The organism is Alteromonas sp. G4i13 (assembly GCF_054960505.1).
This window is the reverse complement of sequence record NZ_JBHNYX010000003.1, coordinates 125987-152862: the sequence shown is the minus strand read 5'-3', so window position 1 is coordinate 152862 and position 26876 is coordinate 125987. Positions and strand designations below refer to the sequence as shown.

The 26876-nt window shown below is 43.6% G+C and carries 25 protein-coding genes; 17 read left to right on the top strand and 8 right to left on the bottom strand.

Translation table 11 applies throughout. The features are described 5' to 3' along the window. Window positions 1-143: 143 nt before the first annotated feature. The 3 genes from ACFI6J_RS02445 (at window position 144) to ACFI6J_RS02435 (ending at window position 4558) form a co-directional block, all read left to right on the top strand. Complete coding sequence (locus ACFI6J_RS02445) at window positions 144-2672, top strand: acylase (RefSeq protein ID WP_348670869.1); 2529 nt, start codon at window positions 144-146, stop codon at window positions 2670-2672. Between the two features lie 119 nt (window positions 2673-2791). Beyond that, window positions 2792-3832 carry a protease SohB gene (gene sohB / locus ACFI6J_RS02440; RefSeq protein ID WP_348670870.1) on the top strand — a complete coding sequence of 347 codons (1041 nt, stop codon included), beginning with the start codon at window positions 2792-2794 and terminating at the stop codon, window positions 3830-3832. 102 nt (window positions 3833-3934) lie between these two features. Beyond that, complete coding sequence (locus tag ACFI6J_RS02435; RefSeq protein WP_348670871.1) at window positions 3935-4558, top strand: TetR/AcrR family transcriptional regulator; 624 nt, start codon at window positions 3935-3937, stop codon at window positions 4556-4558. A gap of 79 nt (window positions 4559-4637) precedes the next feature. Here the strand turns inward: ACFI6J_RS02435 and ACFI6J_RS02430 are convergent, their stop codons facing one another. Then, window positions 4638-4973, bottom strand: a complete 336-nt coding sequence (locus ACFI6J_RS02430) for a hypothetical protein (protein ID WP_348670872.1) — start codon at window positions 4971-4973, stop codon at window positions 4638-4640. 249 nt (window positions 4974-5222) lie between these two features. On the opposite strand from ACFI6J_RS02430, the gene ACFI6J_RS02425 reads away from it, so the two are divergent. Beyond that, complete coding sequence (locus ACFI6J_RS02425; RefSeq protein ID WP_348670873.1) at window positions 5223-5984, top strand: Nif3-like dinuclear metal center hexameric protein; 762 nt, start codon at window positions 5223-5225, stop codon at window positions 5982-5984. A 15-nt stretch (window positions 5985-5999) separates the two neighbouring features. Beyond that, window positions 6000-6749, top strand: a complete 750-nt coding sequence (locus tag ACFI6J_RS02420; RefSeq protein WP_348670874.1) for a methyltransferase — start codon at window positions 6000-6002, stop codon at window positions 6747-6749. Window positions 6750-6796: 47 nt separating this feature from the next. Here the strand turns inward: ACFI6J_RS02420 and ACFI6J_RS02415 are convergent, their stop codons facing one another. Further along, entirely contained in the window at window positions 6797-7837 is a 1041-nt protein-coding gene (locus ACFI6J_RS02415; protein WP_348670875.1) for a 2-hydroxyacid dehydrogenase, read from the bottom strand. Window positions 7838-7998: 161 nt separating this feature from the next. Further along, complete coding sequence (locus tag ACFI6J_RS02410) at window positions 7999-8481, bottom strand: glutathione peroxidase (RefSeq protein WP_348670876.1); 483 nt, start codon at window positions 8479-8481, stop codon at window positions 7999-8001. A gap of 88 nt (window positions 8482-8569) precedes the next feature. Here ACFI6J_RS02410 and ACFI6J_RS02405 point away from each other — a divergent pair, with 88 nt between their 5' ends. Beyond that, window positions 8570-9445, top strand: a complete 876-nt coding sequence (locus ACFI6J_RS02405) for an NAD(P)-dependent oxidoreductase (protein WP_348670877.1) — start codon at window positions 8570-8572, stop codon at window positions 9443-9445. Window positions 9446-9494: 49 nt separating this feature from the next. Here the strand turns inward: ACFI6J_RS02405 and ACFI6J_RS02400 are convergent, their stop codons facing one another. After that, window positions 9495-11078, bottom strand: coding sequence for a response regulator (locus ACFI6J_RS02400; RefSeq protein WP_348670884.1), 1584 nt, complete (start codon window positions 11076-11078; stop codon window positions 9495-9497). A gap of 258 nt (window positions 11079-11336) precedes the next feature. On the opposite strand from ACFI6J_RS02400, the gene ACFI6J_RS02395 reads away from it, so the two are divergent. From ACFI6J_RS02395 to ACFI6J_RS02380, 4 genes are all read left to right on the top strand, one after another. Then, the gene (locus ACFI6J_RS02395) at window positions 11337-12491 is read left to right on the top strand and encodes an acyl-CoA dehydrogenase family protein (RefSeq protein ID WP_348670878.1); all 1155 of its coding nucleotides are present in this window, start codon (window positions 11337-11339) and stop codon (window positions 12489-12491) included. A 59-nt stretch (window positions 12492-12550) separates the two neighbouring features. After that, the gene (locus tag ACFI6J_RS02390) at window positions 12551-13681 is read left to right on the top strand and encodes an enoyl-CoA hydratase/isomerase family protein (protein ID WP_348670879.1); all 1131 of its coding nucleotides are present in this window, start codon (window positions 12551-12553) and stop codon (window positions 13679-13681) included. Between the two features lie 188 nt (window positions 13682-13869). Next, window positions 13870-14787: a putative RNA methyltransferase gene (locus ACFI6J_RS02385; protein WP_348670880.1), complete on the top strand. Its 918-nt coding sequence runs from the start codon at window positions 13870-13872 to the stop codon at window positions 14785-14787. Then, window positions 14777-15349: a D-glycero-alpha-D-manno-heptose-1,7-bisphosphate 7-phosphatase gene (locus ACFI6J_RS02380; RefSeq protein ID WP_052235450.1), complete on the top strand. Its 573-nt coding sequence runs from the start codon at window positions 14777-14779 to the stop codon at window positions 15347-15349. The genes ACFI6J_RS02385 and ACFI6J_RS02380 overlap by 11 nt, the downstream gene beginning before the upstream one ends. Window positions 15350-15430: 81 nt before the next feature. On the opposite strand, the gene ACFI6J_RS02375 is transcribed toward ACFI6J_RS02380, so the two are convergent. Together ACFI6J_RS02375 and ACFI6J_RS02370 are read right to left on the bottom strand one after the other, a co-directional pair. Next, window positions 15431-16957 (bottom strand): DUF3413 domain-containing protein, encoded by a 1527-nt coding sequence (locus ACFI6J_RS02375; RefSeq protein ID WP_462556852.1) that lies wholly within the window; start codon window positions 16955-16957, stop codon window positions 15431-15433. Window positions 16958-16965: 8 nt separating this feature from the next. Beyond that, a complete protein-coding gene (locus tag ACFI6J_RS02370) occupies window positions 16966-17184 on the bottom strand; it encodes a YejL family protein (protein WP_014949499.1) in 219 nt (72 codons plus the stop codon). 159 nt (window positions 17185-17343) lie between these two features. Here ACFI6J_RS02370 and yejK point away from each other — a divergent pair, with 159 nt between their 5' ends. From yejK to ACFI6J_RS02355, 3 genes are all read left to right on the top strand, one after another. Further along, on the top strand, window positions 17344-18450 hold the full coding sequence (gene yejK / locus ACFI6J_RS02365) for a nucleoid-associated protein YejK (protein ID WP_462556854.1): 1107 nt from the start codon (window positions 17344-17346) through the stop codon (window positions 18448-18450). 66 nt (window positions 18451-18516) lie between these two features. Next, entirely contained in the window at window positions 18517-19392 is an 876-nt protein-coding gene (locus ACFI6J_RS02360; RefSeq protein WP_462556856.1) for a 6-carboxytetrahydropterin synthase, read from the top strand. A gap of 38 nt (window positions 19393-19430) precedes the next feature. Continuing rightward, window positions 19431-20339 carry a M23 family metallopeptidase gene (locus ACFI6J_RS02355; protein WP_458731436.1) on the top strand — a complete coding sequence of 303 codons (909 nt, stop codon included), beginning with the start codon at window positions 19431-19433 and terminating at the stop codon, window positions 20337-20339. 110 nt (window positions 20340-20449) lie between these two features. Here the strand turns inward: ACFI6J_RS02355 and ACFI6J_RS02350 are convergent, their stop codons facing one another. Next, window positions 20450-22276 (bottom strand): M61 family metallopeptidase, encoded by a 1827-nt coding sequence (locus ACFI6J_RS02350; protein WP_462556859.1) that lies wholly within the window; start codon window positions 22274-22276, stop codon window positions 20450-20452. A 192-nt stretch (window positions 22277-22468) separates the two neighbouring features. On the opposite strand from ACFI6J_RS02350, the gene ACFI6J_RS02345 reads away from it, so the two are divergent. The 4 genes from ACFI6J_RS02345 (at window position 22469) to ACFI6J_RS02330 (ending at window position 25724) form a co-directional block, all read left to right on the top strand. Next, window positions 22469-23152 carry a PilZ domain-containing protein gene (locus ACFI6J_RS02345; protein WP_014949504.1) on the top strand — a complete coding sequence of 228 codons (684 nt, stop codon included), beginning with the start codon at window positions 22469-22471 and terminating at the stop codon, window positions 23150-23152. 60 nt (window positions 23153-23212) lie between these two features. Further along, a complete protein-coding gene (locus tag ACFI6J_RS02340) occupies window positions 23213-23674 on the top strand; it encodes an Mpo1 family 2-hydroxy fatty acid dioxygenase (RefSeq protein WP_061485882.1) in 462 nt (153 codons plus the stop codon). A gap of 147 nt (window positions 23675-23821) precedes the next feature. Next, on the top strand, window positions 23822-24895 hold the full coding sequence (locus ACFI6J_RS02335) for a sensor histidine kinase (protein WP_014949506.1): 1074 nt from the start codon (window positions 23822-23824) through the stop codon (window positions 24893-24895). 1 nt (window position 24896) lies between these two features. Further along, window positions 24897-25724, top strand: a complete 828-nt coding sequence (locus tag ACFI6J_RS02330; RefSeq protein WP_061485883.1) for a LytR/AlgR family response regulator transcription factor — start codon at window positions 24897-24899, stop codon at window positions 25722-25724. Window positions 25725-25835: 111 nt separating this feature from the next. Here ACFI6J_RS02330 and ACFI6J_RS02325 read toward each other — a convergent pair whose 3' ends face one another. Further along, on the bottom strand, window positions 25836-26840 hold the full coding sequence (locus tag ACFI6J_RS02325; protein ID WP_014949508.1) for an ATP-dependent 6-phosphofructokinase: 1005 nt from the start codon (window positions 26838-26840) through the stop codon (window positions 25836-25838). Window positions 26841-26876 lie beyond the last annotated feature (36 nt).

Sequence of the window (26876 nt, the reverse complement as noted above, 5' to 3'; positions counted from 1 at the left end):
ATGTTGTTTGAATGTTTTCATTTGTTAATGTAGTGTGAATTCAGGTCGGATCAGTTTTACTTTTGCTGTAATTAACACCGCTTTGAAGACGCGTGCGGTAAGAGTGGTTGACCTTTTTCATTTATCATTAGGGAACATTTGAGATGATTGACAACACCTTTAACGCTAAACGGACGCTTATTGCGTTATCACTCACTGCACTTCTCGGTGCGTGCGGCGATAACGATAACGACTTTTCTAACGTAGAACAACCAGCGCCCACAACGCCTACGACACCCGAACCAACACCAGCACCAGCACCAATTCCAGCATTTTCTCCTGACGGTACACTGTCCGCGGATGTTACCTGGACCACCTATGGCGTTCCGCACGTAAAAGCCGAAAATTTAGAAAGTATGGCATATGGGGTAGGTTATGCCTTTGCGAGAGATAACCTTTGCGTACTGGCAGATCAAATTGTTAAGTACAACTCTGAACGAGCAAAGTTTTTTGGCCCAGACCAAGTGCCTGGTAGCGGCGACTCTGAACACCTCATCAATGACTTTGGCTTTTTAACATTAGGTATCAGAGAGCTTGCAGAAGAGAATTTGCCCCGCTTGTCTGCAAATTCTCGCGCAATGTTTCAGGGCTATACGGCGGGGTATAACAGATATTTAAATGAAACCCCTTTAGAAGACCAAGATCAAAGCTGTGCGGGTCAACCTTGGGTCACAGAAATTGATAGCGTCGACCTTTTAACATATTCGTTGGGCGTAGCACTTTTACCTGGTGCGGCTAATTTCTTAGGCCCTATGTTTATTGCTGCACCACAAGGCGAGAGTTATCTTCCCACACCGGCGTCGTCGTCAAGTGAAGTTGTCTCTTCATTTAAGATCTCGCCAGCAGTGGGGCTGCCTGACAGAAATCCTCAAGAGATGGGGTCTAATGGATGGGGGTTAGGTAGTGATAGAACGACCAATGGGAAGGGGATGGTTTTAGGTAACCCACATTTCCCCCATACAGGTAACCTACGCTTTTGGAATTTCCATGCCCAAGTACCCGGACACTTGAATGTAACAGGTGGCTCGTTGATGGGATTGCCTGGTGCAGTAAATATCGGATTTAACGAAAACGTTGCGTGGACACACACCTTCTCGACGGCTGAACATTTTGTTGTGTATCAGCTGACCCTCGACGAAAATGATGAATCTGGCCTTACCCATATGGTTGATGGCAACAGACGCACCATCTATGAAAAGCCACTTCAAATTGATGTCGCTGTGGGTGGAGGGCAAACCATTAAGCTAAATAAGACCGCGTATTACACCAACTACGGTCCAATGATTGAAGTGCCTGGTAACTTTGATTGGAATGGTAATAATGCCTTTGCCATAAAAGACGCAAACCTGCCTAACTTCGATATTGTAGACCATTGGCTTGCCATGAATATGGCGACATCCATGGACGAGTTTAAGCAGGCGTTTAAAGATTACGACGGTGTTATTTTCAATAATACAATGGCTGCCTCTGATGATGGTCAAGTCTTCTACATTGACGATTCAACCGTGCCGAATCTAACCGAAACCGCAATTGAGCAACTAACAACGAACCCGTTACTTATTCAAACCAAAGCTGCTGCAGGTTTTACTGTATTACCCGGTAACATTTCACAGTTTGATTTTGATGGCCCGGTTCCCTACGAGGAAGCACCTAAGTACGAGGGCACAGACTCGGTTCAGAATTCAAACAATAGCTATTGGCTGACGAATTTAGACGCTCCTATTGTTGTCAGTAACCCACTATTTGGAAATGTAGAGAATCCACAGTCTTTACGCTCACGCATGGGACAGCAGTTTATTGAAAATGAAGCTGGGAGTGATGTTACTTTCACACCTGAGGAAGTTGAGGGGCTATTACTTAACAATCGAAGCTACCTGGCAGAAAATATATTGCCATCACTGCTAGAGCTATGCGCAGAACAGGGTGATACGCCAGTAGATGTAGATGGAGCAAGCGTCGATGTATCGCAAGCCTGTGCGGCATTAGAGGACTGGGACGGTACAATGAACCTTACAAGTACTGGCGCACACGTTTTCAGAGAATTTGCCTTTCAGTTTAACCAAGCGCCGCAGTGGGAAGTACCATTTTCTCTTGATGCGCCTGTAACTACGCCTTCAGGTTTAGTTCAAAACGATACTACTCTTGAACAACTGGCACGAGCTACACAGGTTATTGAGCAAGCCGGGGTAGCATTTGATGCCCCGCTAGGTGAAGTGCAATTTGTTGAACGTAGCTTACCTGATGGCTCTGCCTCAGGTGTTAAGCTACCGTGGGCTGGTGCACATAATATTGAAGGTGGCTTTAACGTATTTGATGTTAGTAGCAGTAGAAATGGAACCCAGTTGCCCAGACACAGCTACCAAACAATAAACAATAATACGGCAATGAGTTCTGAAGCTCAGGGCTACCATATTAACTATGGCACAAGCTGGGCGATGGTTATCAACTTCACCGATGAAGGGCCAAAAGGCCGAGGTATATTGACTTACTCACAGTCTCGTAAGTTCGGCAGTGAGCATTTCTTAGATCAAACGCAACTTTACTCTACGCAACCTACACTGCGGGATATCTATTTCACCGATGAAGAGATTGAAGCAAACAAGATAGAGCAGGTTAACCTATCGTCAGACTAAGTTGAGACTGGTATTATAACGTGATTACATCAGCGGTTTTGCCTTGTATTAGGTAAGGCTGCTCTTTACGTTGTGGGTAAACAACGTTGCTTACCCGTTTATTTTACTAGGAGTAAAGTTTGGAGTTTTTGTACGAATACGGTTTGTTTGTTGCCAAAGCAGTAACGTTAGTTGTCGCCTTCGTTGTTGTTGTATCAACTATTGTTGGTGTAGCGAGTAAGCAGAAACAGGGGAAAGGACAACTTGAAATCGTTTCTATATCTGAGCAGTTGAAGGACATTACCAATTACGCGAAAGAAGTCCTGTTAGATAAAAACGCGTTAAAAAAGTTAGCTAAAGAACAGAAAAAAGAGGCAAAAGCGAAGAGCAAAGCTAAAAACAAAGCGAAAGATCAGGGTGATGAGACTGAAAAGTCTCGCTTATATGTTATCGACTTTAAAGGGTCTATGGATGCCAATGAAGTCGAGCACTTGCGTGAAGAGATCACTGCAATCTTATGTGTCGCAAATAAAGAAGACGAAGTTTTGGTTCGCCTTGAAAGTGGCGGTGGTGTGGTACACGGGTATGGGCTTGCTGCGTCGCAGTTACAGCGAATTAAAGAAAAGGGCCTCAAATTGACCATTGCAGTAGATAAGGTTGCGGCAAGCGGTGGCTATATGATGGCTTGTGTTGCTGACAAACTGCTCGCTTCTCAATTCGCCTATATCGGTAGCATAGGTGTTCTCGCTCAGTTGCCTAACTTTAACAAACTTCTGAAGAAAAACGATATTGAGTTTGAACAACATACGGCAGGGGAGTTTAAACGCACACTAACGGTCTTTGGCGAAAATAACGATGAAGGCCGCGCGAAATTTAAAGAAGAAATTGAAGAAATTCATGTGTTGTTCAAAGACTTTGTACAAAGTCAGCGCCCCGATATGGATATCGACAAAGTTGCTACAGGTGAGTACTGGCCAGGAGTTAAAGCTAAGGCGCTGGGCCTGATTGACGACATTACGACGTCTGATGATTATATTCTCTCTCACTATCCAGCCCGCGAAATATTTAGTGTTAAGTATGCGGTGAAGAAAAACGTGGCAGAGAAGTTGGGTATGTCGGCGGCGAATGTAGTTGAGCGTGTATTTATGAAAAGCATGAACAAAGCTCGTCATTGGTTTTAATACCTACAGGCCATCTATGCATATTACAATGTGGCAACTAACATCGTTAATGGGCACAGATGGCCGTTTAACTTCTAACCGACAAAAGATAATAAAAAGAATATGGCACGGCATACTAAAAACGATATATTAGATGCGGCGGAATACTTATTTTCTCAAAGTGGATTTACCCAAACATCGATGCGGGAAATTACTGCAAGAGCAGAAGTGAATCTGGCGTCGGTAAACTATCACTTCGGCAGTAAGAAAAATTTAATTCAAGCCGTGTTTAAGCGATACTTTGATGAGCTAATGCCGCAGGTAAAAGGTTGCCTAGAAGCTCTCCCGCCCATTGAAGGAGCCAAGGGCGTCGAGCAGCTTTTATATTCTCTAATTCCACCCATGTTAAACCTTAACGCGATTTCAGAGCAGGGGACTGCCACCTTTGTTAAGTTGCTTGGTCGAGGGTATAACGAAACTCAGGGTCACTTGCGCAAGTTTTTGATGCATGATTACGGTGACTGTATACGTGCCCTTGTTGACGCTATTAGACGCTGTTTACCTGAACTTCCTGAGGAAGAGCTGTTCTGGAGACTGCATTTTGCTATGGGAAGTTTTGTCTTTTCAATGGCATCGAGCCAGGCATTAACGGAAATTGCTGAGTCTGATTTTCACAAGCACGTAGATATTAAGGAAGTCATCCAGCACCTTGTTCCATTTGTTGCGCAGGGACTTGCTGGAAAATAAGTCAACTAAATTGTCGATGTCAAGACAATACGCTAGCCTCCAGAGCGGCGACTAGGCATCGTGTGAAATGCTTTTTAAATTAGCGTGGTAATGTCGCGCCAGGCACTTCGGCGTTTAGCTTTTCTGCCCAAAAATCCTTAACCGAGAAACCCGATTTTTTAGAAGCAGACGCTTTCTTCTTGGCTGGTTTGGCCGCGAGTTTAGTTTCGCTTTTCTCTTTTTTCATTTCTGTTCCTTCAGACGAATGTGACGCTAGCGCCTCTGTCATTTCCTGAAGTTGCGCTAGACGCATATTTTTGCCGCCGTCTACGCTGTACCATCCACTTTTACTTTCAATAGACGGGGCTTTACCGTTAGCTTTTTCATATGCTTTAGTGAAGGCCGCGATAACTGCATCTTTGTCTAAGTTTGCCATGCTTTTTTGCTCTTTATTTTGTTAAGATGACGAACGTTTTTGACTTGTATCACCAATAAGTAACGGCAGATTGGTTAGTGCACAATTTGCTCCCCATAAAATGAAGAAAAAGAAGGTACTGCTTTGAGCAATCCACTTTTTTTCGTTTTCTCGCAATAAGCGCCAGACGACTTATGGGTGTTATACGAAACGTTCGCGTATTTTATAGCGTTTTTTTAACAATTTGTCTAACTTTCAACCGGAGGACTTGTGTCTATTACCCGCTCAGAGCTACAAAAATATCTTGATGGATTGTTAAGGATTAGCGAAATCAGTGATTATTGCCCTAATGGTTTACAGGTAGAGGGCACCAGCAAAATAGAAAAAATTGTTACAGGGGTTACAGCATCTCAGGCTTTAGTAGACGCTGCGATAGAAGCTAACGCCGATGCGCTTATTGTGCATCATGGCTATTTTTGGAAAGGAGAGTCGCAGGCTGTAACTGGCATGAAAAAGCGTCGCCTTTCTACTTTACTTGCTAATGACCTAAATCTGTTTGCTTACCACCTTCCTTTAGATGTTCATCCAGAATTTGGCAACAATCGTCAGCTTGCATCGATTCTAGATATTCAAAATATAAGTGCTGTCAGTAGCGTTAAACCTGTAGGTGTTGTTATGCAAGGTAATCTAGAGGAAGCGACTGAAGGTGTTGCGCTACAGGCTAAATTGAAGCAATTGTTAGGGCGGGATGTGCTGATTGAAGGGCCAGCGTCAAAACTCATTTCAAGTCTTGCTTGGTGTACAGGTGGTGGACAAGGCTTTATTGAGCAAGCAGTTGATCTCGGTGTCGATGCATTTATTACCGGCGAAGTCTCTGAACAAACTGTTCATACAGCAAGGGAAATGGGCATTACCTTTTTTGCTGCTGGTCACCATGCGACAGAACGCTACGGTGTGAAATCTCTAGGGGAACATATCGCGCAGCAATTCGACGTGCATGTTGAATTTATTGATATTAATAATCCAGCTTAACAACGACAGTAGTATATGAACAACGACCGTATTTTCGATGGTATTGCAGAAAAGTTTTCTAAAAACATCTATGGCACGACGAAGGGCAAGCTTAGGCATACCTTGTTATGTGATGTCCTTGAACCTTATTTGACAAAGCCGGTCCGCGTAATCGAAATAGGCGGAGGCACGGGGGTCATGACTGCGCACATAGCTTCAAAAGGACATTCTGTGGTGCTAACTGACGCGTCTAAGGATGTTCTGGAGCAAGCTGAGATGCTTCTAGCAGTGGCGCCCAACATTACAATCAGGCATCAATATTTGCAACAGATTGAAGATTTGAACAGTTTTGATTTGGTGATTTGTCATGCGGTATTGGAATGGCTAGGCGCGCCCTTTAATGCTATCGACTTTATGTATAAAAACATGAAGCCCGGTGCCCGCTTAAGTCTCAGTTTTTTCAACCAAGATGCGAATTTGTTTGCCAATGCAATTTACGGCAATTTTGATTACATCGAAAAAGGGATGAAAGCCAAAAAGCAAGTGAGACTAAATCCGAAGCAACCCTTAAGTGCAATGCGTGTGGTTGAACATTGTGAGTCATTGGGCTTTAAGATTATCGAGAAAGCAGGCATTCGCTGTTTCCATGATTACATGCGCGACATAACCCATCAAAGTAGTAAGTTTGACGACTTACTAGCGTTGGAGCGCCAGTATCACAAGCGAGCACCATACCTTTGGCTTGGAAAGTACTTTCAACTGATTTTAGAAAAAGAAACCGATTAGCGTAGACCAGCATAAATGCACTTTGTTTTATCCGTTATCATGGCAATTTAGAGCGTATTCGCCCCTGTGATGATGTTGTTGAGCGTAGTGGCGGCAATTTCTTGAAGCGCTTCGAGTGTAAAGAACCCTTGGTGTCCCGTTATTAAAACATTAGGGAAGGTTGTTAAGCGCTGAAAAATATCATCCTGAATAATTTCCTGCGAATGGTCATGAAAGAAAAGTTCGGACTCTCTTTCATAAACGTCTAGCCCTAAATATCCAATTTTCTTCGACTTAAGCCCTTTGATGATAGCGTTATCATCGACAAGCCCGCCTCGAGACGTATTAATAAGCATTACGCCTTGGGGCATTTTATCAATGCTCTCTGCGTTAATTATATGATGACTCTTTTCGTTTAGCGGGCAGTGTAGGGTGACAATGACGCTCTTTTCGAGCAGTTCGTTAAGCGTCACATAATGCGCTCCACTTGCAGTTACATCATTATCAGGCTGCGGATCGAAGCAAAGCACACGACACCCGAACCCCAAGAGTATGCGAATAACCGCTTGTCCAATTTTTCCTGTGCCAATTACCCCTACGGTTTTACCGTGAAGCGTGAAGCCCATTAACCCGCCAAGATCAAAATTTCCCTCGCGAACACGATTATAAGCTTTGTGCGTTTTACGGTTTAACGTGAGAATAAGAGCGAGAGTGTGCTCTGCTACCGTTTCAGGGCTATAGGCGGGAACACGGCTTACCTTGATACCGGCTTTTTTTGCAGCCTTCACATCAACATTATTAAAGCCTGCGCACCGAAGCGCAATATGTTTAACCCCACAGCGCTCCAGTGCGTTTATAGTGGCGGCATCGATGTCATCATTTACAAATACAACAACATCAGTGTATCCATTGCAGCTAGCTGCAGTTGACGCATTGAGAGGGTGTTCAAAAAACACAACCTTTATAGGTTTGTCATTGTCAACGCTTACTGTTTCCAGTAGCTCGGAATACAGAGCCTTTTCATAAGGACGGGTACTAAAAAAGGCGATATGTTTTTGCTGCTGGTCGCTTTGGCTTGCGTGTACTTTTTCATGTTTAGCAGTTTTCATTTTAGTACCCAATTTTTTCACGTTGACCGCTAAAATTTACCACGTCCATTTCCCAACAGCATAGATGTAGATCAATAAGTCAAGCAGAGCGCACAATGCGTTCACTGAGCTCTTTTATTGCTGTTTCTCAGTTTGATTTTGAGATTCCGGCCAACGAATTATTACTCTGTGAGTAGCTTTACAATATCTTTTTCAATGGCTTCTGGTTTTACTGTTGGGGCATAGCGTTTAAGCACCTTACCTTGGTCAGTCACTAAGAACTTTGTGAAATTCCACTTTATACGCTTAGTACCAAGAAGGCCTGGAGCTGCGTGCTTTAACTCCTCAAACAGCGGATTGGCATCTGGACCATTGACATTCGTTTTCTTAAATAGAGGGAACGAAACACCAAAATTGAGGCTACAAAACTGAGCGATATCCTCGTCGCTACCCGGTTCTTGATGGCCGAATTGATCACAAGGGAATCCTAGAATCTCAAAGCCTTTATCGCGAAATTTTTTGTACAGTGTCTCTAGCCCTTCGTATTGTGGAGTAAAGCCGCATTTGCTTGCCGTATTAACGATAAGCAATACCTTTCCTTTATATTGTTCTAGAGTAGTCTGTTCACCATTGTTTAACGTAATTGGGTGTTCATAGAGTGCCAAAATTATTTTCCTATATTTTTGTTGTCGTTAAGTCTGTTACTCTTAGGTAATCCAAACATCTTTGTTTCGTATCTAGAGTATATTTTGTATGAGTAATTTAAAAGTGAGTTTTTTGGGCTTGGGTGTGATGGGCTTCCCCATGGCCGGGCACTTAAGCAAAGCCGGATATGCGGTCACTGTTTATAATCGAACTTCCCAAAAAGCACAGCAATGGCTATCGATTTATGACACAGATGGCGTTACCGTCAGCGCAAGCGATAGCGTTGACAAGGCGTGTGAAAACGCTGACATTGTTTTTATGTGTGTGGGTAACGATAACGATGTGAGAGATGTTGGCACTCAAGCATTAGCTGCAATGAAAGCCGGCAGTGTGTTAGTTGATCATACTACCGCGTCAGCTGATATCGCCAGAGAGCTATATGAGACTTGCAAGAATAAACAGATTGGCTTTTTAGATGCTCCTGTTTCAGGAGGTCAGGCAGGGGCAGAGAATGGCCAGTTAACCATTATGATAGGTGGCGATGAAGCGGTATATAGCGCTGTAGAGCCAGTAATGGCGCATTACGCGCGACATAGCCAGTTACTCGGTAAAAGCGGCAGCGGCCAATTGGCGAAAATGATGAATCAGATTTGTATTGCCGGTATCGTACAGGGCTTGGCCGAAGCGCTGCATTTTGGTCAACGTGCTGGACTTGATTGCAATGCGGTAGTTGACGTTATCAGTAAGGGTGCAGCGCAATCGTGGCAAATGGAAAACAGAGCCAGTACGATGTTAAACAATAGCTTTGATTTTGGTTTTGCGGTCGATTGGATGCGTAAAGATTTGAACATCGCACTTGATGAAGCCCGAAAAAATGGCTCGACTTTAGCGTTAACTGCACTGGTCGACCAATACTATGCGGACGTTCAAAAACTGGGTGGCGGTCGTTGGGATACCTCAAGCTTGCTAACTCGCTTAAAATAGAAAGGTTTTTGCAAAAATAGCTTAGCCAAGAGCAAGCAGTTTAGAGATGCTAGAGTGCTTGTTCTTGCGCGGATAAGGTGAGCTGCGTTAAACGCGCCCTGTTTGTGTCGTTTAACGGTAAGCTGGTTATTTTGTCGAGTAGGTGTTTGATACTAAACTTACGGTAAACGCCTGCGTCTGCTTCAATCATGCATTGGAGCAGGTTTAATCCAAAAGCTGCGGTTTCAGGTGAAAGCTGGAATGCATCATAGAAATGCTTCATAGCCTTAGTAAATAAGCCTTCGATGAAAAGCTGAGTGCCTGTCTCATTGATAGAAATAGCCTGCTCATGATTTAAGCCTAATCGTTCTCCGCCTGTAAAAATTAGGGCATCATTCATTACTTGCTCGGATATCGCTTGCAGTTCGGCATTCTTCTGTTTAGCCATTAATAACAGTTCACCCGCTTTACGCTCATCGCCAAGTCCATGGTGTACTTTTGCAGCGATAACCAGAATCGAGGGCTCGGTGCGAAGGTAATTATCAATGTGATCGCCCTCAAGCAGATGCTCAGCTTTTTCAAGCTCTCCATCTAACACGGCTGAAAACGCCAATAGGTAGTCTCGCTTTTGTAGTGTTTGTGGGTCGCCCTGACTTCTACCTGCAATACCTACTAGCTTTCTTGCTTGGGATAAACTTTCTTTTCTATTGGTTTCAGGCGACTCCTCTGCCAGAAACAAGTAGAACTCAGCCAATTCAAAGGTAAAGTCATTGAAGCTGTCTTTAGCACTGCGATGCATAGCTCGTTTTTTTTGCAGAAGATCGATAGCCTCAACGACCTTGTCTTGCTTTTGATAAGCGATTGTTTTTAGCTTGGCTGCGGGTAGGCTTAATTCACTAAACTTAATTTCATTTAAGTATTTTTCTACCTGGTCGTAAGAATCTTGCTCAAAAGATATAGAAGCAAGCCATTCAAATGCTTTATCACGCGCTAAGCTAGAGTTTACCATCTGACTTAAGTGACGCTTGCAATGCGGCCATTGGCCAGAGGCATATTGACACTTAACTTTACCCCATTGCGCCCAGAGTACTTTATCTGACCGAGTTAACACATCTTCATAAATGCTAAGGGCTCTTTGAAGGTCACCACTCTCGTATAGAAGCCGAGCATAAAGCTTGCGAATATCTGCAACTAGGCGAGGAGGAATACCCTCTGAAATTTTCGCCCTTATTACGCCAATAGCACGCTCTAACTGCTTATTGTCTAGGGAATGCAAAACGTTTTTGACAAAATCACGGTAGCTTAAATAGTGATTAATTTGGCGAGTTAAAGAGGCGATAGTGTACGGTTTGATGAGCAAAACGTCAGGTTGAAGATCCATGATCCGACCGATTATTTGCGGTGAGCGGTCTGAAGTAAGAAATATGATGCCCGTACTTGGCCTAATAAAGCCCGCTTCTCTTAAATTTTGCACCCACTCGACGCCAGTCTTGCCTTGACCAAGGTGATAATCCATTAACAGCAGCTCAAAATTTTGCTTTTTTAGTGCCGCTTTAAGCTCCACTCCCGAAGCGAAGCTGCTGACAGATAAATTAGCGATAGACATTAAGTGTCCTCGAAGCGCAGTTCGAGCAGTGGCATTGTCTTCTACTATGGCTATTCTGAATTCCACGGCGACCAATAAGGGTTAACTTGCGTTAGTGTAGCTTATCAGCGGCAGCATAAAAGTGCATTATTAAATAGGATAACTTTTATCAGTTATTTCTCGCATTAAAGGCCAAAAGTACCATCTCGTCACAAAATATTTACGCTAGTATTCACTAATTTTAAATAAATATTTACCTTTACGTTTACGTAAGGGGTAGGTGTTGGTTATTGTTATTAAAAAGCAACGTAATTGAAGGTATGTGTAATGAACTTTGAATTAACCGATGACCAGCTCGCCTTTGAAGATACTGCCCGACAGTTCGCCCAACAGGAACTAGCGCCCAATGCAGCGATGTGGGACAGAGAACACTATTTCCCTGTAGAGGCGATAAAAAGAGCGGGAGAATTAGGCTTTTGTGGGTTGTATGCGCCAGAGAGTGCCGGTGGCCTTGGGCTGTCAAGGCTCGATTCTTCAATTATCTTTGAGCAGCTGTCAATGGGATGTACCACAACCACCGCCATGCTAACCATTCATAATATGGCCACGTGGATGATTGCTACTTGGGGTAGCGATGATGTAAAAAACACATGGTGTGAACAGCTGGTGGCAGGCGATAAGTTAGCATCTTATTGTTTAACGGAACCTGGCGCGGGTTCAGATGCTGCATCGCTAAAAACAAAAGCGATGAAAGTTGACGGCGGATACGTACTAAACGGATCAAAAGTATTTATATCAGGTGCGGGAAGCACTGATGTTTTAGTCGTTATGGCCCGTACTGGTGAAGATGGTCCTAAAGGTGTTTCAGCGTTTGCAGTACCTGCTAATGCAGAAGGCATCGAATACGGTAAAGCAGAAGAAAAAATGGGTTGGAATGCCCAGCCCACTCGCATGATCACGTTTGATAACGTTAAATTAGATGCAAGCTGGTTACTCGGTGAAGAAGGGCAAGGCTTTAAAATGGCTATGCAGGGGCTTGATGGCGGTCGAATTAATATTGCAACCTGCTCGGTCGGTACTGCACAGCAGGCGCTTAATGTTGCGCGAGACTACATGAATGAGCGTGAGCAGTTTGGTAAACCGATTGCAGGTTTCCAGGCTTTGCAGTTCAAGCTAGCCGATATGGCGACAGAACTTGTTGCGGCAAGACAAATGGTACGTATGGCAGCTTGTAAACTGGATAATAACGATCCTGACAAAACGACTTACTGCGCTATGGCGAAAAGGTTTGCTACCGATGTGGGCTTTAACGTTTGTAACGACGCTCTTCAGCTTCACGGGGGCTATGGTTACATAAAAGAGTATCCGCTAGAGCGCCATTTCAGAGATGTTCGCGTACATCAAATTTTGGAAGGTACCAATGAAATTATGCGCGTTATTATCGGCAGACGTTTGTTGTCAGACGAGAGAAGTGTACTGTAGTACATACCGGAAATAACATCATCAGACATGATTTTTAGGACTGTAAAAAAGGAGTGGAAATGACAGACGTGGAACCAGTGGTCATTGTTGAAGAGCTAGAAACGTCCAGCGATGACTATACAATAGGCCGTTTGACGCTTAATAAGCCTAAAGCGCTAAACGCTTTAGATCTTGAAATGGCTGGCATTATGCTAGACGCGCTTCAGCAATGGCAGTCTCGCAACGATATTGTGGCTGTGGTGATTGATGCAGCGGGCGAAAAAGCCTTTTGTGCGGGTGGTGACATTGTTTCTATGTACAAATCGATGGTGGAAGCTAACGGGCAAATACCACAATTTTTAGAAACATTTTTTAAAACCGAGTACACGTTAGATTACACCATTCATAACTACAGTAAGCCTATTGTTGTTTGGGCTAGCGGCATTGTGATGGGCGGTGGAATGGGGCTTCTTTGCGGCGCAAGTCACCGCGTAGTGACCGAAACTTCGCGGTTAGCTATGCCCGAAATCACAATAGGTTTATATCCCGACGTAGGGGGCAGCTATTTTCTGCCTCGCTTACCAGGAAAATCTGGCTTGTTTCTTGGCTTAACAGGTGGGCAGATGAACGGTACCGATGCCCGTTACGTTGGGCTCGCTGATGCGTTAGTCGCGAGTTCAGAGAAAAGTAATTTGTTAAATTCTCTGCTCGAATATCCATGGAATGAAACTGATAGCGAAAGCTTAGCAGGGTCTGTAACGACAATTATCGATAGCTTGAAAAAGCCAGATTTGTCACCTAGCAGCAATGTAGAACCAAACATGCCACTTATCAATAGCCTATGCGCCGCAGATAGTGTGAGTGAAGTAGTGAATGCGATTTTGCGTGCCGACATGAAAGAAGACAAATGGCTTTCACGCGCACAGAGTACCCTAGCTAAAGGGTCTCCTATAACTATGCATTTAGTGTATGAACAATGTCAAAAAGGAGCAGAAATGACCCTGGCAGATTGCTTTCGAATGGAAGCAAATATGTCTTGTCGCTGCGGTGAGAGCGGAGAGTTTCAAGAGGGTGTACGAGCTTTGTTAATTGACAAAGATATGTCGCCTAAATGGAAGTACAAAACGGTTGAGGATGTGCCTGAAGACGTGATCGAACACTTCTTTAGTTCTCCTTGGTCTGCACAAAGCCACCCGTTAGCAGCGTTGTAAAAGCTTCACTTTTTAAAGAGCGTAGTAAAATGATAATTGCAGGCAGTTCCGTAATCGAAAGCCTGCCCAGCGCAACTAATTAGCACAAGTACGCTGTGTGTCTTAAGCCTACTTGTGCTCTATTATTGCCGTTAAGGCATCGATTTTGATATCCTGTATATCAAATTCTTAACAGAAAAGACGTTATCATGTGGCATTGCCCACTTTGTAAATCATCAATCTCGTTAAACTCTACGCCTATACGCTGTAACAATAATCACAGCTTCGATATTGCAAAATCTGGCTACGTTAACTTGTTACCTGTTCAGTTCAAAAAGTCTAAACTTCCCGGTGACGATAAAGACATGGTGAAAGCCAGACGAGAGTTTCATCAATTAAACGCCTACAAACCATTGAAAGACAAAATGCATTTGCTGGTGGAACACTTCCTCACTAAAACTGGTACTGCGAATAATGTTGCAGGTAACGCTACCAAACAAACTGTTTCTGTTTACGACGCGGGTTGTGGTGAAGGAAGCTATTTAGATGCGATGATTCAAGGGCTTTCACGTAATGGCTTTTCAGTAAAAGGTGCCGGCAGCGACATAGCTAAAATTGCTGTTGATTTGGCTGCTAAAGCGTTTAAGTACGCTCAGTTTGTTGTGGCAAGCAGCTTTGAATTACCTCTTCAGAACGAGACGCAAAACGTAGTAATGCAAGTATTTGCGCCGGGCAGTAATGAAGAGTATGTAAGAGTTTTGAAAGAACAAGGGATACTTATTACGGTTGACCCTGCGCCGAATCATTTATTTGAATTAAAGCAGCAGGTTTACGACAATGCGAGGCACCATCAAATTAGTGATGCCCCCCGGGAAGGCTTTACTCGCATTCACAATGAATGCTTTTCATTTCCGATTAAGTTTGCTGACGCTGACCACGCTCTCGCGCTAATAAAGATGACGCCTTTTTACTGGAAGCTCCCACAAGGCAAGATAGATACTATCGTCGCATCGCTAGATAGCGTAACCGCAGACTTTCATATCCAACTATGGAAAAAAGATACAAATAAAAAAGTGTTAAAAGGTCAAAGTAAGGGAGAGCAGGCAAGGAAAGACGATGGTCGATAACAAACAAAAAGCGTTGTTTTTAGACCGAGATGGCGTAATTAATGTTGACCACGGCTATGTAGGTAGCTATGAAGATTTTGAATTTGTGGAGGGTATCTTTGATATTATTCATACATTCCAAAATAATGGTTTTTTACCGGTTATTGTTACTAACCAAAGTGGAATAGCGCGTGGATATTACAGCGAAAAAGACTTTCATGGTTTAATGGAGCAGGTCCAGAAAGAATTTTCCGCCCGCAATATTGTAAACATTCCTGTATATTTCTGCCCACATCACGAGCAAGGTAGTGTTGCCGAATATGCTATAGCCTGCAAATGCAGAAAACCATTACCTGGCATGTTAAACCAGGCCGCAAGAGACCTAAATATAGACTTAGCAAATAGTGTGTTAATTGGCGACAGTTGGCGGGACATCGAAGCTGCGAATGCCGCTGGGTTAACGAAGAGCTATTTTTTGTCAGATAATCGCATTACTGCTGAACAGCTGACTACTATTAGCTCATCTCACCGTGTATCTCAGGTCAAGAGGCTGTCTGAAATATTAGTGAGTGGTTACGTGTAACCCTCTAAGCGGTTGTTACCTAAGGGAATACGGGAAATAGATAGCAGCGATAGCATTGGCTATCACTGCATTAGAGAAAAACTAGTTCTGGGTGGAAAAGCGAGACAAGTGCTTTATAGCCTGGCTCAGCAAGTCGATATTTAACGACTCTTTACTCCGTTTCCCTGTGGCTAAATCACTTATTTCATAGCTACCGTTACTCAGAACGTCAGTGCGTTTATTTTCGTGGAATACCACAATACGCTCGCCCGACGTGCTAACTAACCAAGGTCGTGCTGGTGCCAATAAGTTTTGTCCGGTTGAATAGAATGTAGACGGTGCATTACAGCCTAATGCGTTTAAAATCGTAGGTGCCAAATCTTCAGTACTAGCCAGCTTAGTTTGGATATTCAGTGTGCTGTACAACACCCCTTTACCGTCTTCGCTACCAAACCCAGTCGCGATAATAACGTCGTGTTTTCTATCTAGTGTATTTTCCACGTAGCTTTTTATGTCTGCGCCTTTCATAAAAGAAATGTGCAGCCCTTCATGATTGTTACTAAGGGGCTGTAAATAGCCAGACAATTGCGGAAGCGGCAACGCTACATCGCTATGAATAGATACAGGCATACCCGACCCCAGTGGAAGGGCAAGCAGCACTGGGCGTTTTTTAGACAATGCATCCTGATAAATCTCTGGCACACCAAACAAGGTTGAAATCATCAGTCCTTCAGTACTACTAGCCGTGGAATAGTAGTTAGGAACTTGAATGAGAGCTTTACCTTTTATGGTGCTCAAATCGATGGCGCTGTCACCGTCAACTTGCACAATTACGGTTAGGTTTTTATCTGTCTCTATTGAGCAATAAACCGGCTCAGCAGGGTAAGTAATATTGTGGATGTCGGTATTAAACTGTAGTTGCTTTCGCTCTTCATAAGCCGCTAAGTCAAGCAAGCCATAACGCGACATTGTAGTCTTAGCGGTAGCAGGGTAAGAAAGCGGAAACATGTTGTCCTGCTTAATGATAGGTTGATACAGCTTGGCATCAGCCCACACATGAATAGCGTGACTTGTTACGAAACAGCTAACAAAAAATGTAGTGACAGGAATGCCTACTTTATGACGAGTGAAACGCTCAACACGTTTCCAGATTGCATTGGCTAAGACCAGCTGGAAGCCAAGCCAAACGATAAACAGAAGAAATAAAAATGCCCACTGTTGCCAGCTTTCTATCGCCATTGTTGACTGAGCTTCACTGCGCAGTAAATCCGCGGCGTGAAAGCTAATATGAAAGCCTGTGCGATTAAATAGCAACGCATCGAAGGCCAAGAGCGCTAGCCCCACAGCTGCAATAATAGACGCGCTGACCTTTATGACTCTGGGGTTATTAACCAAGTAACAAAGGGGGAGGATAAAAATAACAAAGCCAAAAAAGGTCATAAAACCAATATGACCGAACCAGTTGGCTAGAAGATACAAGGTGCCGACACCTGTGCCAGGCATAGGTGATGAGAAAACAAAAATCGAGGCAATAACTATGGCGATGATAATGTTCGCCAAGGCAAACCAATGCCCCCAATTTACCAGTTTAGTAACACGCTGGCGACGAGGTGATTCGGCAAGTATCATGCAATCCCTTAGCTATTTTTAACGCTTTTCTTGAGTACGTCGGCAAACTGCGTTGCCATGGCTTCGCGATTTTCAGGGGCTACCTGAGTATTTAAAATGTGCGTAATGACATTTCCTAACACCATAAGTGAAAGATCGCGGTTTGCACCGCCTTCTTCAAGGGTTAGAATAACGTTATTCATTAGCGTTTCGAATTCGTCGTTGCTATAGCGGCTCTGTTGGGGCATTGCTACGCCTCTTTTTTATGATTTCTTTGATAAAAAGAATGGTTTTACACGTAAAATGATTATAATCGTTGTTTGAGTGAGTACAATCATTCATTCTAAAATCCCGCAATTCTTTGGATATTTCTGACACTTTTTAAGCAACAGGACACCCGATACTCTATGAGTGCACTGATTCATCACTTTGTTGTACATCGTTTGATTGTAAACAAAGAAGAGAAAATTGAAGCAATTCCACGTGACAACTGCTTAGCTGTTACTCCGGAAATCGAGCTTCTTGCCCATCAAATAAACCACAGTTTCAATGCTAAACCTGGAAAAGGGGTTGGCCACTTCGTGACGGAAGTCACTCGCGAAGCAAAAGTGGAAAACGAAGAAGGCGAAGAGACTACGCAAAAAAGCACCGAGAACGTGGCTGAATTTGCGGAAGGTCTTAAGCAATACATGGATATTCAAAAAGCGGCGGGGGATAATGTGGAGGACGCTTTCCATGCGTTTTCAGTATCAGCGACAAACCGCTTAGTTCGTACATTAGCAGAAACGGGTACAGTAGAAACCGGCTTTCTCATTTTTTGCCAGTACGAGTATTTAGCTACACAGTATTTAATGATTGCACTGTTAAATACACGTTCGCACGTTGAAGTAACAAACTCTTTAGACTTATCTGCTCGTGAACACCTAGATTTGGCAAAAATGCAGCTAGCTGTGCGATTCGATTTAACTCAGTTGGACATTCAGCCAGAGCAGCAGCGTTACGTTAGCTTCATTAAAGGTAGAATGGGACGAAAAGTATCTGACTTCTTCATGCAGTTTGTAGGCTGCGAAGAACTGGTTGATGTCAAACAGCAAAATAAACAATTGATCTCTACAGTTGATGCCTACCTAGCCAGTGAGTCACTAGACCCGCAAGAGCAGCACCAGCATAGAGAAGAAGTTAAATCGTACTTTAAAGAAAAGATTGATGCGGGCGAGAGTCTATCGGTAGATGAACTGGCTAACCGACTTCCACAAAATGAAGAAACCAGCAGCAACTTTTCTGCCTTTACTCAATCTATGGAAGTGCCGCTTGAGAAAGAAATTCAGCCAGACCCGGCAGCGCTAAAACAACTCGCTAAGTTTACCGGTCAGGGCGGTGGTATATCGCTAAGCTTCGAACGCAAATTAATGGGTGACAGGGTGTTTTACGACCCGGCTACGGATACGCTAACTATTCGCGGAATTCCACCAAATTTAAAAGATCAGCTTAATCGCCAATCTTCAATGGACTAGTCGCTGCGAAGCGAAGATAAAAAACGTATACTAGTCAGTAGAAAATAAACTCGATTCAAGGGTGTTATGCAATTATTTGTAAATGATTTGACAGTGATGGACTTCTCTTACCTTTGCCCTCAACGCGGCATGGTAGGAGAAAGCTGGATTGTCGATGTGATTTTGGACGGTGAACTTAACGAAGAGAGCATGGTTCAAGACTTTGGTCACGTGAAAAAGAATTTAAAGCGACTTATCGACGAGTATGTTGACCACAAGTTGCTAGTGCCTGCTGAGTACAGCGGCTCAGAAGTTATTCACGATGACGATTCTGAACAGGTTGAGACCCGTTTTACCTGCACTGATGGGCGCAGCATCATGTTACATTGCCCAGCTGAAGCCTATGCATTTGTTTACTCTGACGAGATAAACATGGAGTCTGTTGGTGTTTACCTCAAAGAAGTGTTGGCGACGCACCTTCCTGAAAATGTTGAAAACATTACGCTGCATTTGCGCGAAGAAGTTATTAACTCTCCTTATTACCACTATACTCATGGGCTTAAAAAGCACGATGGCAATTGCCAGCGTATAGCACACGGTCATCGTTCGCGAATTGATATTATTCTTGACGGTAAAGTGTGTAGTGAAAGTCAGCAATACTGGGCTGACCGTTGGGCCGACATCTATATAGCCACCCGTGAAGACGAAATAGCGTACAGCGACAGAAAGCTTAAAGGTCAAGTTCCAAATGAAGCGGATTACTACTGTTTTGCTTACGAGTCCTCACAGGGCTATTTTGAACTATTAATTCCTAAGTCAGATTGTGAAGTCATCGAAACCGACTCAACAGTCGAGTGTTTGGCGCAGTATCTTCTTGAAGAGCAGAAGAAACGCACACCTAATGGCGTTTGCCAAGTTATCGCTTATGAGGGCGTAGGTAAAGGCGCCACAGTAAAGGGTTAACATTCGACTACTGCTCGTTATAGGGAAAGGAAACAACTATGGCATTCACGCTTGCAAAAAACGCATTGCATAGCTCAGCATCTCTTGTAATAAGTTGTGTAGTGGCAATTAGCACAGTTGCCTCTATGTCATTTGCTTATGCAGATGTAGAGTTAAACGGCCAAAACGAAGTGTTATCTAGTCAAGAGCCAGTAAACGTTGTGTTGAACGGTAAGTTTACGCAAGGTGCCTTACTGCGCGGGCAAGCTCCCGCTGGGGCCAAAGTAACGCTTAATGGCGAAACCGTTCAAACCAATAAAGACGGAAAATTTGTGGTTGGCTTTGAACGGGAAGCGCCGCTTCAGCAAACGTTGGCTGTAGAGTTAGACAACGGCCAAAAGTGGCAGCGAGACATTACTCTTGAAAAACGCGAATACAACATTCAGCGAATTGACGGGCTAGAGCAAAAAATGGTTACGCCGCCTGCAGAAGTGACGGCGCGTATTAAGCAGGACAATATCAACGTAGCTAACGCGCGAAGTGGTAATACTGATTTAGATGCATTATTCACCCGGTTTGAATGGCCTGCGAAAGGCGTTATTTCCGGTGTTTACGGTAGTCAGCGCATTCTAAATGGCGTGCCGAAATGGCCGCATTATGGTTTGGACATTGCCAATGAAACAGGCACGCCTGTGTATGCCCCAGTTGATGGTGTGGTAACAATGGCTGATGACCTTTACTATTCGGGTAACACGCTGATTTTAGATCACGGCATGCGCGTGTTTTCAACGTTTCTTCATATGGATACTATAACGGTAGAAGTGGGTGAAACCGTTAAGCAAGGCGAGCAGATTGGTACAATAGGTTCAACAGGGCGCTCTACAGGTCCGCATCTGGATTGGCGTATTAATTTGGGCAAAACTCGTTTAGACCCACAGACTATTATTTCGGGGTCGCCCGAACAGTAATACTAGTCCGCATAGGTCATTAATTTGATTACGCTTAAACAACCATATGGCAAAAGGCGCTTTCAGGTAAAACCTCAAAGCGCCTATTTAGTTTTTCGTACGGAGCGATGTTATTTCCCCAGCCACTGATTAAGCTTTTCTTCATCAGTGATTTCAAAATAAGCCATTTCTTTTCTTGCCTCAGTAACCTCAAGAGGCAGGGTTAGAAGCCGCCCGTCTCGAATAAGCGTTAACTCCACCTGCGACGTTTGGGCATTATCTAATAGGCGCTGAAGCTTCTGGGCATTGACGATATGACCGTCTAACCCAATGATGACATCGTTTAAAAGAACACCTGCCTTCATTGCGGCAAGACCCTCAAATACCTGTATTACCGTAAGTCCGAAGGTAGCTGGCTTTAACGTGGCGCCAAGCTGATTTTTAATAGCAGGCAGCGAGGAGGCACCGCCTTTATCTTCACCTGACACGCGAGCACGAACCGCATAGTTAACGCCCATTTCAGATACTAACGAAGCCAATTCTACATCGTCTGTGCCATACACCACGCGATTTAAGTATTCTGAAACATCAATGCCAAAATGCGTTGTACATAGATTTTGGATCACGTCATCAGGCGTACCTTTTTCATCCACGCCATAGTGTTTCCACAATAACTGCATCAAGGTATCTAAATTCACTTGTTCGTTTGACTGCTTACGAAGGAGTAAATCTAACCCAAGGGCGATAATGCCCCCCTTTGTGTAATAACTGACAATATTGTTAGTAGCGCTTGCGTCTTGCTTATAAAACTTTGTCCATGCGTCGAAACTACTTTCAGCTGCACTTTGTTTAAAGCGACCAGCGTTTTGCAAAAGTCGACTGACATTTTGCGCAACAATATCGAGGTATTTCTGTGGTTCAATAACGCCGGCTCTAGCAAGGGTGACGTCATCATAGAAACTGGTAAAGCCTTCATAAATCCACAGCTGATTCGTGTATGTTTCTTGAGATAAGTCTGGTTTCACCATTACGCTAGGTTTAATGCGCTTAACATGCCATGTGTGGAAAAATTCATGGCTGCACAGACTTAAGAACGTAATGTAGCTGTCGGTTTTTTTCTCACTTTCACCAACTTGAGGAAGGTCGAAGCGAGGGTAAAGAAGGGCAGTAGAATACTTATGCTCTAAACCGCCGAACCCATTGTCGGCAAGCAGCGTCATAAACAGGTAGTTATTAATAGGTTGTGGAGCACCAAACAAATCTAGGTGGTGCTTGCAAATTGGCGTTAAGTCACTTGCTATGCGCTCATAATCAATATTGTTGTTACCTGAGAAAAGTAACGTAAACGTAATGCCGTCAACCTCAAAGCTGTGTGTGTCTGCAATGCCCACATAAATGGGATGATCAATGAGCTCATCGTAATTTTTTTCAACGAAGTGCCACCGAGACGGGCTTGTACTTTCACAACGAGAAGGCATTGACGTATACGCCTTCCAATTCGAGGTTGCAGAATCGCTGTCGTTCAGCTCAATGTCCACCTCACACGGCACATTCTCGAAGCCGGAAACGTTTAGAAACGCACTGGTTCCATTTATAAACGCATATTGGTCGTTCATAAAAGCAGAGCGAATAGATAAGTCGTTGGCATAAACCGAGTAAACGACCGTACATGGTTTTCCATCTGTGTCTACACGCCAAGTTTGTTTATCGAGCTTAGTTACCGAAAGGCTATAAACGCTTCTATCGCCAACATTTTCAGTACTATGACCTTCAGAAGTGTTTGCAGTTAGCTCGATAATGCTTTTTGCAAAATCGCGCACCATGTAGCTTCCCGGGATCCAGCTTGGAAGGCTAAGCTCAATTGATGAGCCAGAATGCTCAGGTATTTGCAGCGCGACAGTAAATTGATGGGCACGCCAATTGGAAATAGTTAACGTATAGCGAAGAGCAGAGGTCATAAACGTCCGAAAAGATAAGCAAAACTATCCCTCAACTATATCAACCTATTGAGTTAATCCCAATAGATTGCCTGCTACTAAGAGGCAATTTTTACGTTTATTGAACATGGTTTTCAATCGTAGTATTGATAAGTTTTTGTTTGATGCGTACATTGAGTTAAATGACATTAAATCCAGCAATAACAAATACAAATGGCTGAAAAAATACAAAGCAATTTACTAAGCGAAGATAATTTGGAATCGTTGCGTACGCTGGTACCCGGCGATACAGTAGATTTACAAATTGCTATGCCTGCAGCGCCAAAGCGTGTGAAGACTGACTACATAGGCATGCTTATTGATGAATGTTTGCTTTTTCATATTCCAACATCGGCGAAGTGGATTACCGTTAGGGATGCTCTGACTGTTGGCAACGATATCGTGGTGCGTTCTGTGCTTGAGGGCGATACTGGCCAGGTTATTGCGTTTAAAGTGAAAGTACTCAAATTGCTTTCAAAGCCATCAGGCTTACTTATTACAACCTTCCCAAAACGTATTGAAAGTATAGGGCTTCGCGCTGTAAAGCGTGCTCAACTTGGCGTTTCAGTAACGTTAGAAGCTGACGTTTATCCCAGTGACGAAAACGTAACGGGGATCATCATAGATTTAAGTGAAAAAGGGTGCAAAGTAGCGTTACAGGTCAAGCCAAATTGGCCGGTAATGCTCGATGAAGCTGAGGTTAAGCTAAACTATTCGTTGGACGGTAAAGAAGTAGCGCTTACTGCAAAAGTTAAAAATCATAAGCTTGATAGTGATGTGGTTTATTATGGGCTCGCCTTTACCTGTGAAGAAAAATTGATAAAAACGCTGTTGTCCCGACACACATTGTTAACGTAGGAAAACAATAGTTGGGTGCTCTTTAGATAATAATCAAAATAACAGGCTAAGGGGATCTACATGAGAAGTATTGAGCGACTTTTAATGCAGTACGGTGAAAGCCACCAAAACAAGACCAACGTTATCATCCATGCTATTGCCGTACCCAGCATCTATTTCGTAATGATAGGTTTGCTTTGGAGTTTGCCGGTACCTGAAATGATAGCGCAGTTCGATATAACGTGGGCGCATATCATAGCGGTTCCCGTATTGTATTATTATTTTATGTTGTCTGGTCCGATTGGGGCTGCAATGACCCTCTTAACTATACTGTGTTTCGGTGCAGTTAATACCCTAGACCACTTCAGTATCTCAGTATGGTTATTTTCTCTTGTACTGTTTGTCGTTATGTGGATTTTGCAGTTTATTGGCCATCATATCGAGGGCAAAAAGCCTTCGTTTTTTGACGATTTGCGCTTCTTGCTGGTTGGCCCAGCCTGGTGGTGGGTGCACTGGCTGAAAAGAATGAATATCAGTTACTGAGCTTAATCAGCGAATTGATATAGCCAAAACATGTCTAATTTCAAGATTTTGCCCTGCGACAAGAAGCATAAGGGGCACGACCAAGGCGCTTGGGTCGTGGCAAGGCTTGCGTATAATCTTCTTATAAGTTTTTAAATTGGTAATATTGTGAGTCGCTTTCAGCGTGTAATAGAAAGTAATGAACGTTTATTTTGGACATTGCACAGTGCAGGCTGGGCAGGGTTCGCAATAATTTATTACATCGGATCTTTTCTCCATGATGTTCGACCCATTTGGGTTTTCATCATCATGCTTAATGCTTATGCAGGATGGTTGCTAACCATTCCGCTTCGCTACATCTATCGATGGGCAAGAAAGCAATCACCGCTCAACATGATCATCATAGTGATTGTGTCGTGCTACTTAATTGCTTTGCTATGGGCCGTGGTAAAAAACATTAACTACTGGGAAATCTACAAGCACGGATATCGCCCAGACGAATGGTATATGTATTTTACCAACACTATTAACTCGCTAATAATGGTGGGTTGTTGGAGTGGTGTGTACTTTGGCATCAAGAACTTTCAAATGCTTCAAAAAGAGAAGCAGAACGCGTTAAAGGCGAGTACCATGGCGCACCAAGCTCACATAAAGATGTTGCGCTATCAACTCAACCCGCATTTTCTCTTTAATACGCTTAACGCTATCTCAACCCTTATTCTTTTAAAAGAGAACGACACAGCAGAAGCGATGGTGTCGCGTTTGAGTGACTTTCTACGTTATTCATTAGACAACGACCCGATAAAGCGAGTACCGCTAGGTCAGGAAATAAAGGCATTACGACTCTATCTAGAGATAGAGAAGGTACGTTTTGACGATCGTCTAGAAGTGCTATGGGACATCGATGAAGGGTGTGAAAGTGCACTTGTGCCGAGCATGATCTTGCAGCCCATTATTGAAAACTCAATAAAGCACGCCATATCTAAGATGGAAAATGGTGGTCGTATAGCGATTACGGCACGTACATTTGGCAATGATTTGTTAATGGATGTTGCCGATAACGGCCCTGGTGCAGATATCAAAGACGGAACACTTAGTCGAGAAAACGGCGTAGGCCTAGCCAATATAAAAGAGCGTTTGCAATCCCTCTATCATCGTAATTTTGCATTCTCTATAGAACACAATCAGCCTTCAGGCGTGCGAGTTAGAATACGCATTCCCTATGAAGTTAAGGACGTATAACATGACAAAGCAAGTGATTAAAACCATTGTAGTGGACGACGAACCTTTAGCACGCAAGGGCCTTCGTGCCAGGTTGGAGCGTCATGATGATGTGCAGGTGCTTGCAGAGTGTCAGAACGGCCTGGAGGCTGTAAGTAGCATTTCTCAACATCGTCCAGATTTGGTGTTTTTAGATATTCAAATGCCTGGCTTAAACGGCTTTCAAGTTATTCACAAGTTGCGCGAACTGAAACAGCCCATTCCCATGGTCGTTTTCGTAACTGCTTATGACAGCTACGCAATAAAAGCATTTGACGTGCATGCTTTAGATTATCTGTTAAAGCCAGCAGACGACGAGCGCTTAGGTGCGGCGTTAAACAAAGTACGTGAATATTACTCAACTCAGCATCAAGATGAGCAGTCACAAAAATTGGTAAGCCTTGTTGCTGAACTTACTGGCGATGATTGCGAAGAGATTTTACGCAAGTTAGCTAATGGTGAGCCGGTTGAAACCAATCCATACCCAGATGTATTGGCTATTAAAGATGGCTCAGAAGTAACGCGCGTAAACGTTCAAGACATTCAATGGATTGATGCTGCAGGTGATTATATGTGCGTTCACGCACTGGATGGCATGCATATAATGCGCAAAACCATGAAAGAACTTGAGCAGGAACTAAACCCACAGTTCTTTGTTCGAGTGCACCGTTCAGCTATTGCTAATATCCGTTTTGTTAAAAAGTTAGTGAGCCATATTAGTGGCGAATATCATTTAATACTTCAAAATGATACAGAACTTAAAGTGAGTCGCAGTCATCGTGATAAAGTGAAAGCGGCAATGAAGATGTAAACAAGCTTGAGCATGAAGTACTAAAAGGCGGTGTTTTATTATAAAGCACCGCCTTTTTTGTTTTTACAATCTATAAATCTTTCAAGTTAAACAGCGTTTGAACCATCTTACTTAGTCGCAGCTGTATCTTTCGTTCATTAGGGTACGCATAGCGTCAACCCGGGCTTGATTGAGGGGCTTTGTTTCTTCCCAAGTTTTGGGTAGGGGGACGGTAATAGGGCGCTGATTAACTTCACCAACCATTATGTTGGTGACGTCGCTTCCTACTAAGCTTATGGCGAATTCGCCAAGAGTAGTGGCGAGTAGTCGATCCTGTGCTACCGGCGAGCCGCCACGTTGGACATGTCCCAAGGTTACTGGCCTAACGTCGTTGATATTGTGATACTGCAAAGCTTCGGTTAATCCTGTTAAGCCATTAGGCCAAACGTTTTCAGCTACTACAACAATAAAACTGACGGGCCCTTTCAAAGCACGCTGTGCTTTGATCTGGTTTACGATCTTTTTGATTTCAGTTTCAGCGGATTCAAAAAACTCAGGAACAACCACATAGTCAGCCGCCGCGGAAAGGGCACCATTTAATGCTAAAAAGCCAGCATTGCGACCCATTACTTCTACAAGGAAAATACGTTCGAACGCATCAGCTGTATCACGAACTTTATCGATAGAACTCATGGCGGTATCTATTGCGGTAAAGTAGCCTATAGTGGCATCAGTGCCCGCTATATCGTTATCAATTGTTCCAGGAATACCAAGAATCTGGCCATCCCATAGTTCGCTCAACTTTGCTGCGCCGCGAAAAGATCCGTCACCACCGATTACAATAAGTGTGTCGATCTCGGCCTGTCTCAAGTTATCAGCCGCTTTGATAAGCCCTTCACGATTTTTAAATTCTTTACACCTTGCGCTGTGTAGTATGGTGCCGCCTTGCTGGATAAGATTGTGCGTTGAATCAAGAGATAGAGGAATAAACTCTTGCTGTAGTAATCCGTTGTAGCCGTGCTTGTAGCCAAGTAAGGTAAAATTAGCTTTCTGACACGCAATAATTGCGGCACGTATACATGCATTCATACCTGGGGCGTCGCCACCAGAGGTTAAAATTGCGACACGTTTTGACACATTAAAGTCCTTCTTTTTACAGGCAATGCCATTAAA

What these genes read in the sequence shown, in the direction of transcription:
- ACFI6J_RS02445 (WP_348670869.1), top strand. Translation starts at nt 144, where the DNA reads ATGATTGACAACACCTTTAACGCTAAACGGACGCTTATTGCGTTATCA.
- ACFI6J_RS02435 (WP_348670871.1), top strand. Translation starts at nt 3,935, where the DNA reads ATGGCACGGCATACTAAAAACGATATATTAGATGCGGCGGAATACTTA.
- ACFI6J_RS02430 (WP_348670872.1), bottom strand. Translation starts at nt 4,973, where the DNA reads ATGGCAAACTTAGACAAAGATGCAGTTATCGCGGCCTTCACTAAAGCA.
- ACFI6J_RS02420 (WP_348670874.1), top strand. Translation starts at nt 6,000, where the DNA reads ATGAACAACGACCGTATTTTCGATGGTATTGCAGAAAAGTTTTCTAAA.
- ACFI6J_RS02415 (WP_348670875.1), bottom strand. Translation starts at nt 7,837, where the DNA reads ATGAAAACTGCTAAACATGAAAAAGTACACGCAAGCCAAAGCGACCAG.
- ACFI6J_RS02405 (WP_348670877.1), top strand. Translation starts at nt 8,570, where the DNA reads ATGAGTAATTTAAAAGTGAGTTTTTTGGGCTTGGGTGTGATGGGCTTC.
- ACFI6J_RS02395 (WP_348670878.1), top strand. Translation starts at nt 11,337, where the DNA reads ATGAACTTTGAATTAACCGATGACCAGCTCGCCTTTGAAGATACTGCC.
- ACFI6J_RS02390 (WP_348670879.1), top strand. Translation starts at nt 12,551, where the DNA reads ATGACAGACGTGGAACCAGTGGTCATTGTTGAAGAGCTAGAAACGTCC.
- ACFI6J_RS02385 (WP_348670880.1), top strand. Translation starts at nt 13,870, where the DNA reads ATGTGGCATTGCCCACTTTGTAAATCATCAATCTCGTTAAACTCTACG.
- ACFI6J_RS02380 (WP_052235450.1), top strand. Translation starts at nt 14,777, where the DNA reads ATGGTCGATAACAAACAAAAAGCGTTGTTTTTAGACCGAGATGGCGTA.
- ACFI6J_RS02375 (WP_462556852.1), bottom strand. Translation starts at nt 16,957, where the DNA reads ATGATACTTGCCGAATCACCTCGTCGCCAGCGTGTTACTAAACTGGTA.
- ACFI6J_RS02370 (WP_014949499.1), bottom strand. Translation starts at nt 17,184, where the DNA reads ATGCCCCAACAGAGCCGCTATAGCAACGACGAATTCGAAACGCTAATG.
- yejK (WP_462556854.1), top strand. Translation starts at nt 17,344, where the DNA reads ATGAGTGCACTGATTCATCACTTTGTTGTACATCGTTTGATTGTAAAC.
- ACFI6J_RS02360 (WP_462556856.1), top strand. Translation starts at nt 18,517, where the DNA reads ATGCAATTATTTGTAAATGATTTGACAGTGATGGACTTCTCTTACCTT.
- ACFI6J_RS02355 (WP_458731436.1), top strand. Translation starts at nt 19,431, where the DNA reads ATGGCATTCACGCTTGCAAAAAACGCATTGCATAGCTCAGCATCTCTT.
- ACFI6J_RS02350 (WP_462556859.1), bottom strand. Translation starts at nt 22,276, where the DNA reads ATGACCTCTGCTCTTCGCTATACGTTAACTATTTCCAATTGGCGTGCC.
- ACFI6J_RS02345 (WP_014949504.1), top strand. Translation starts at nt 22,469, where the DNA reads ATGGCTGAAAAAATACAAAGCAATTTACTAAGCGAAGATAATTTGGAA.
- ACFI6J_RS02340 (WP_061485882.1), top strand. Translation starts at nt 23,213, where the DNA reads ATGAGAAGTATTGAGCGACTTTTAATGCAGTACGGTGAAAGCCACCAA.
- ACFI6J_RS02330 (WP_061485883.1), top strand. Translation starts at nt 24,897, where the DNA reads ATGACAAAGCAAGTGATTAAAACCATTGTAGTGGACGACGAACCTTTA.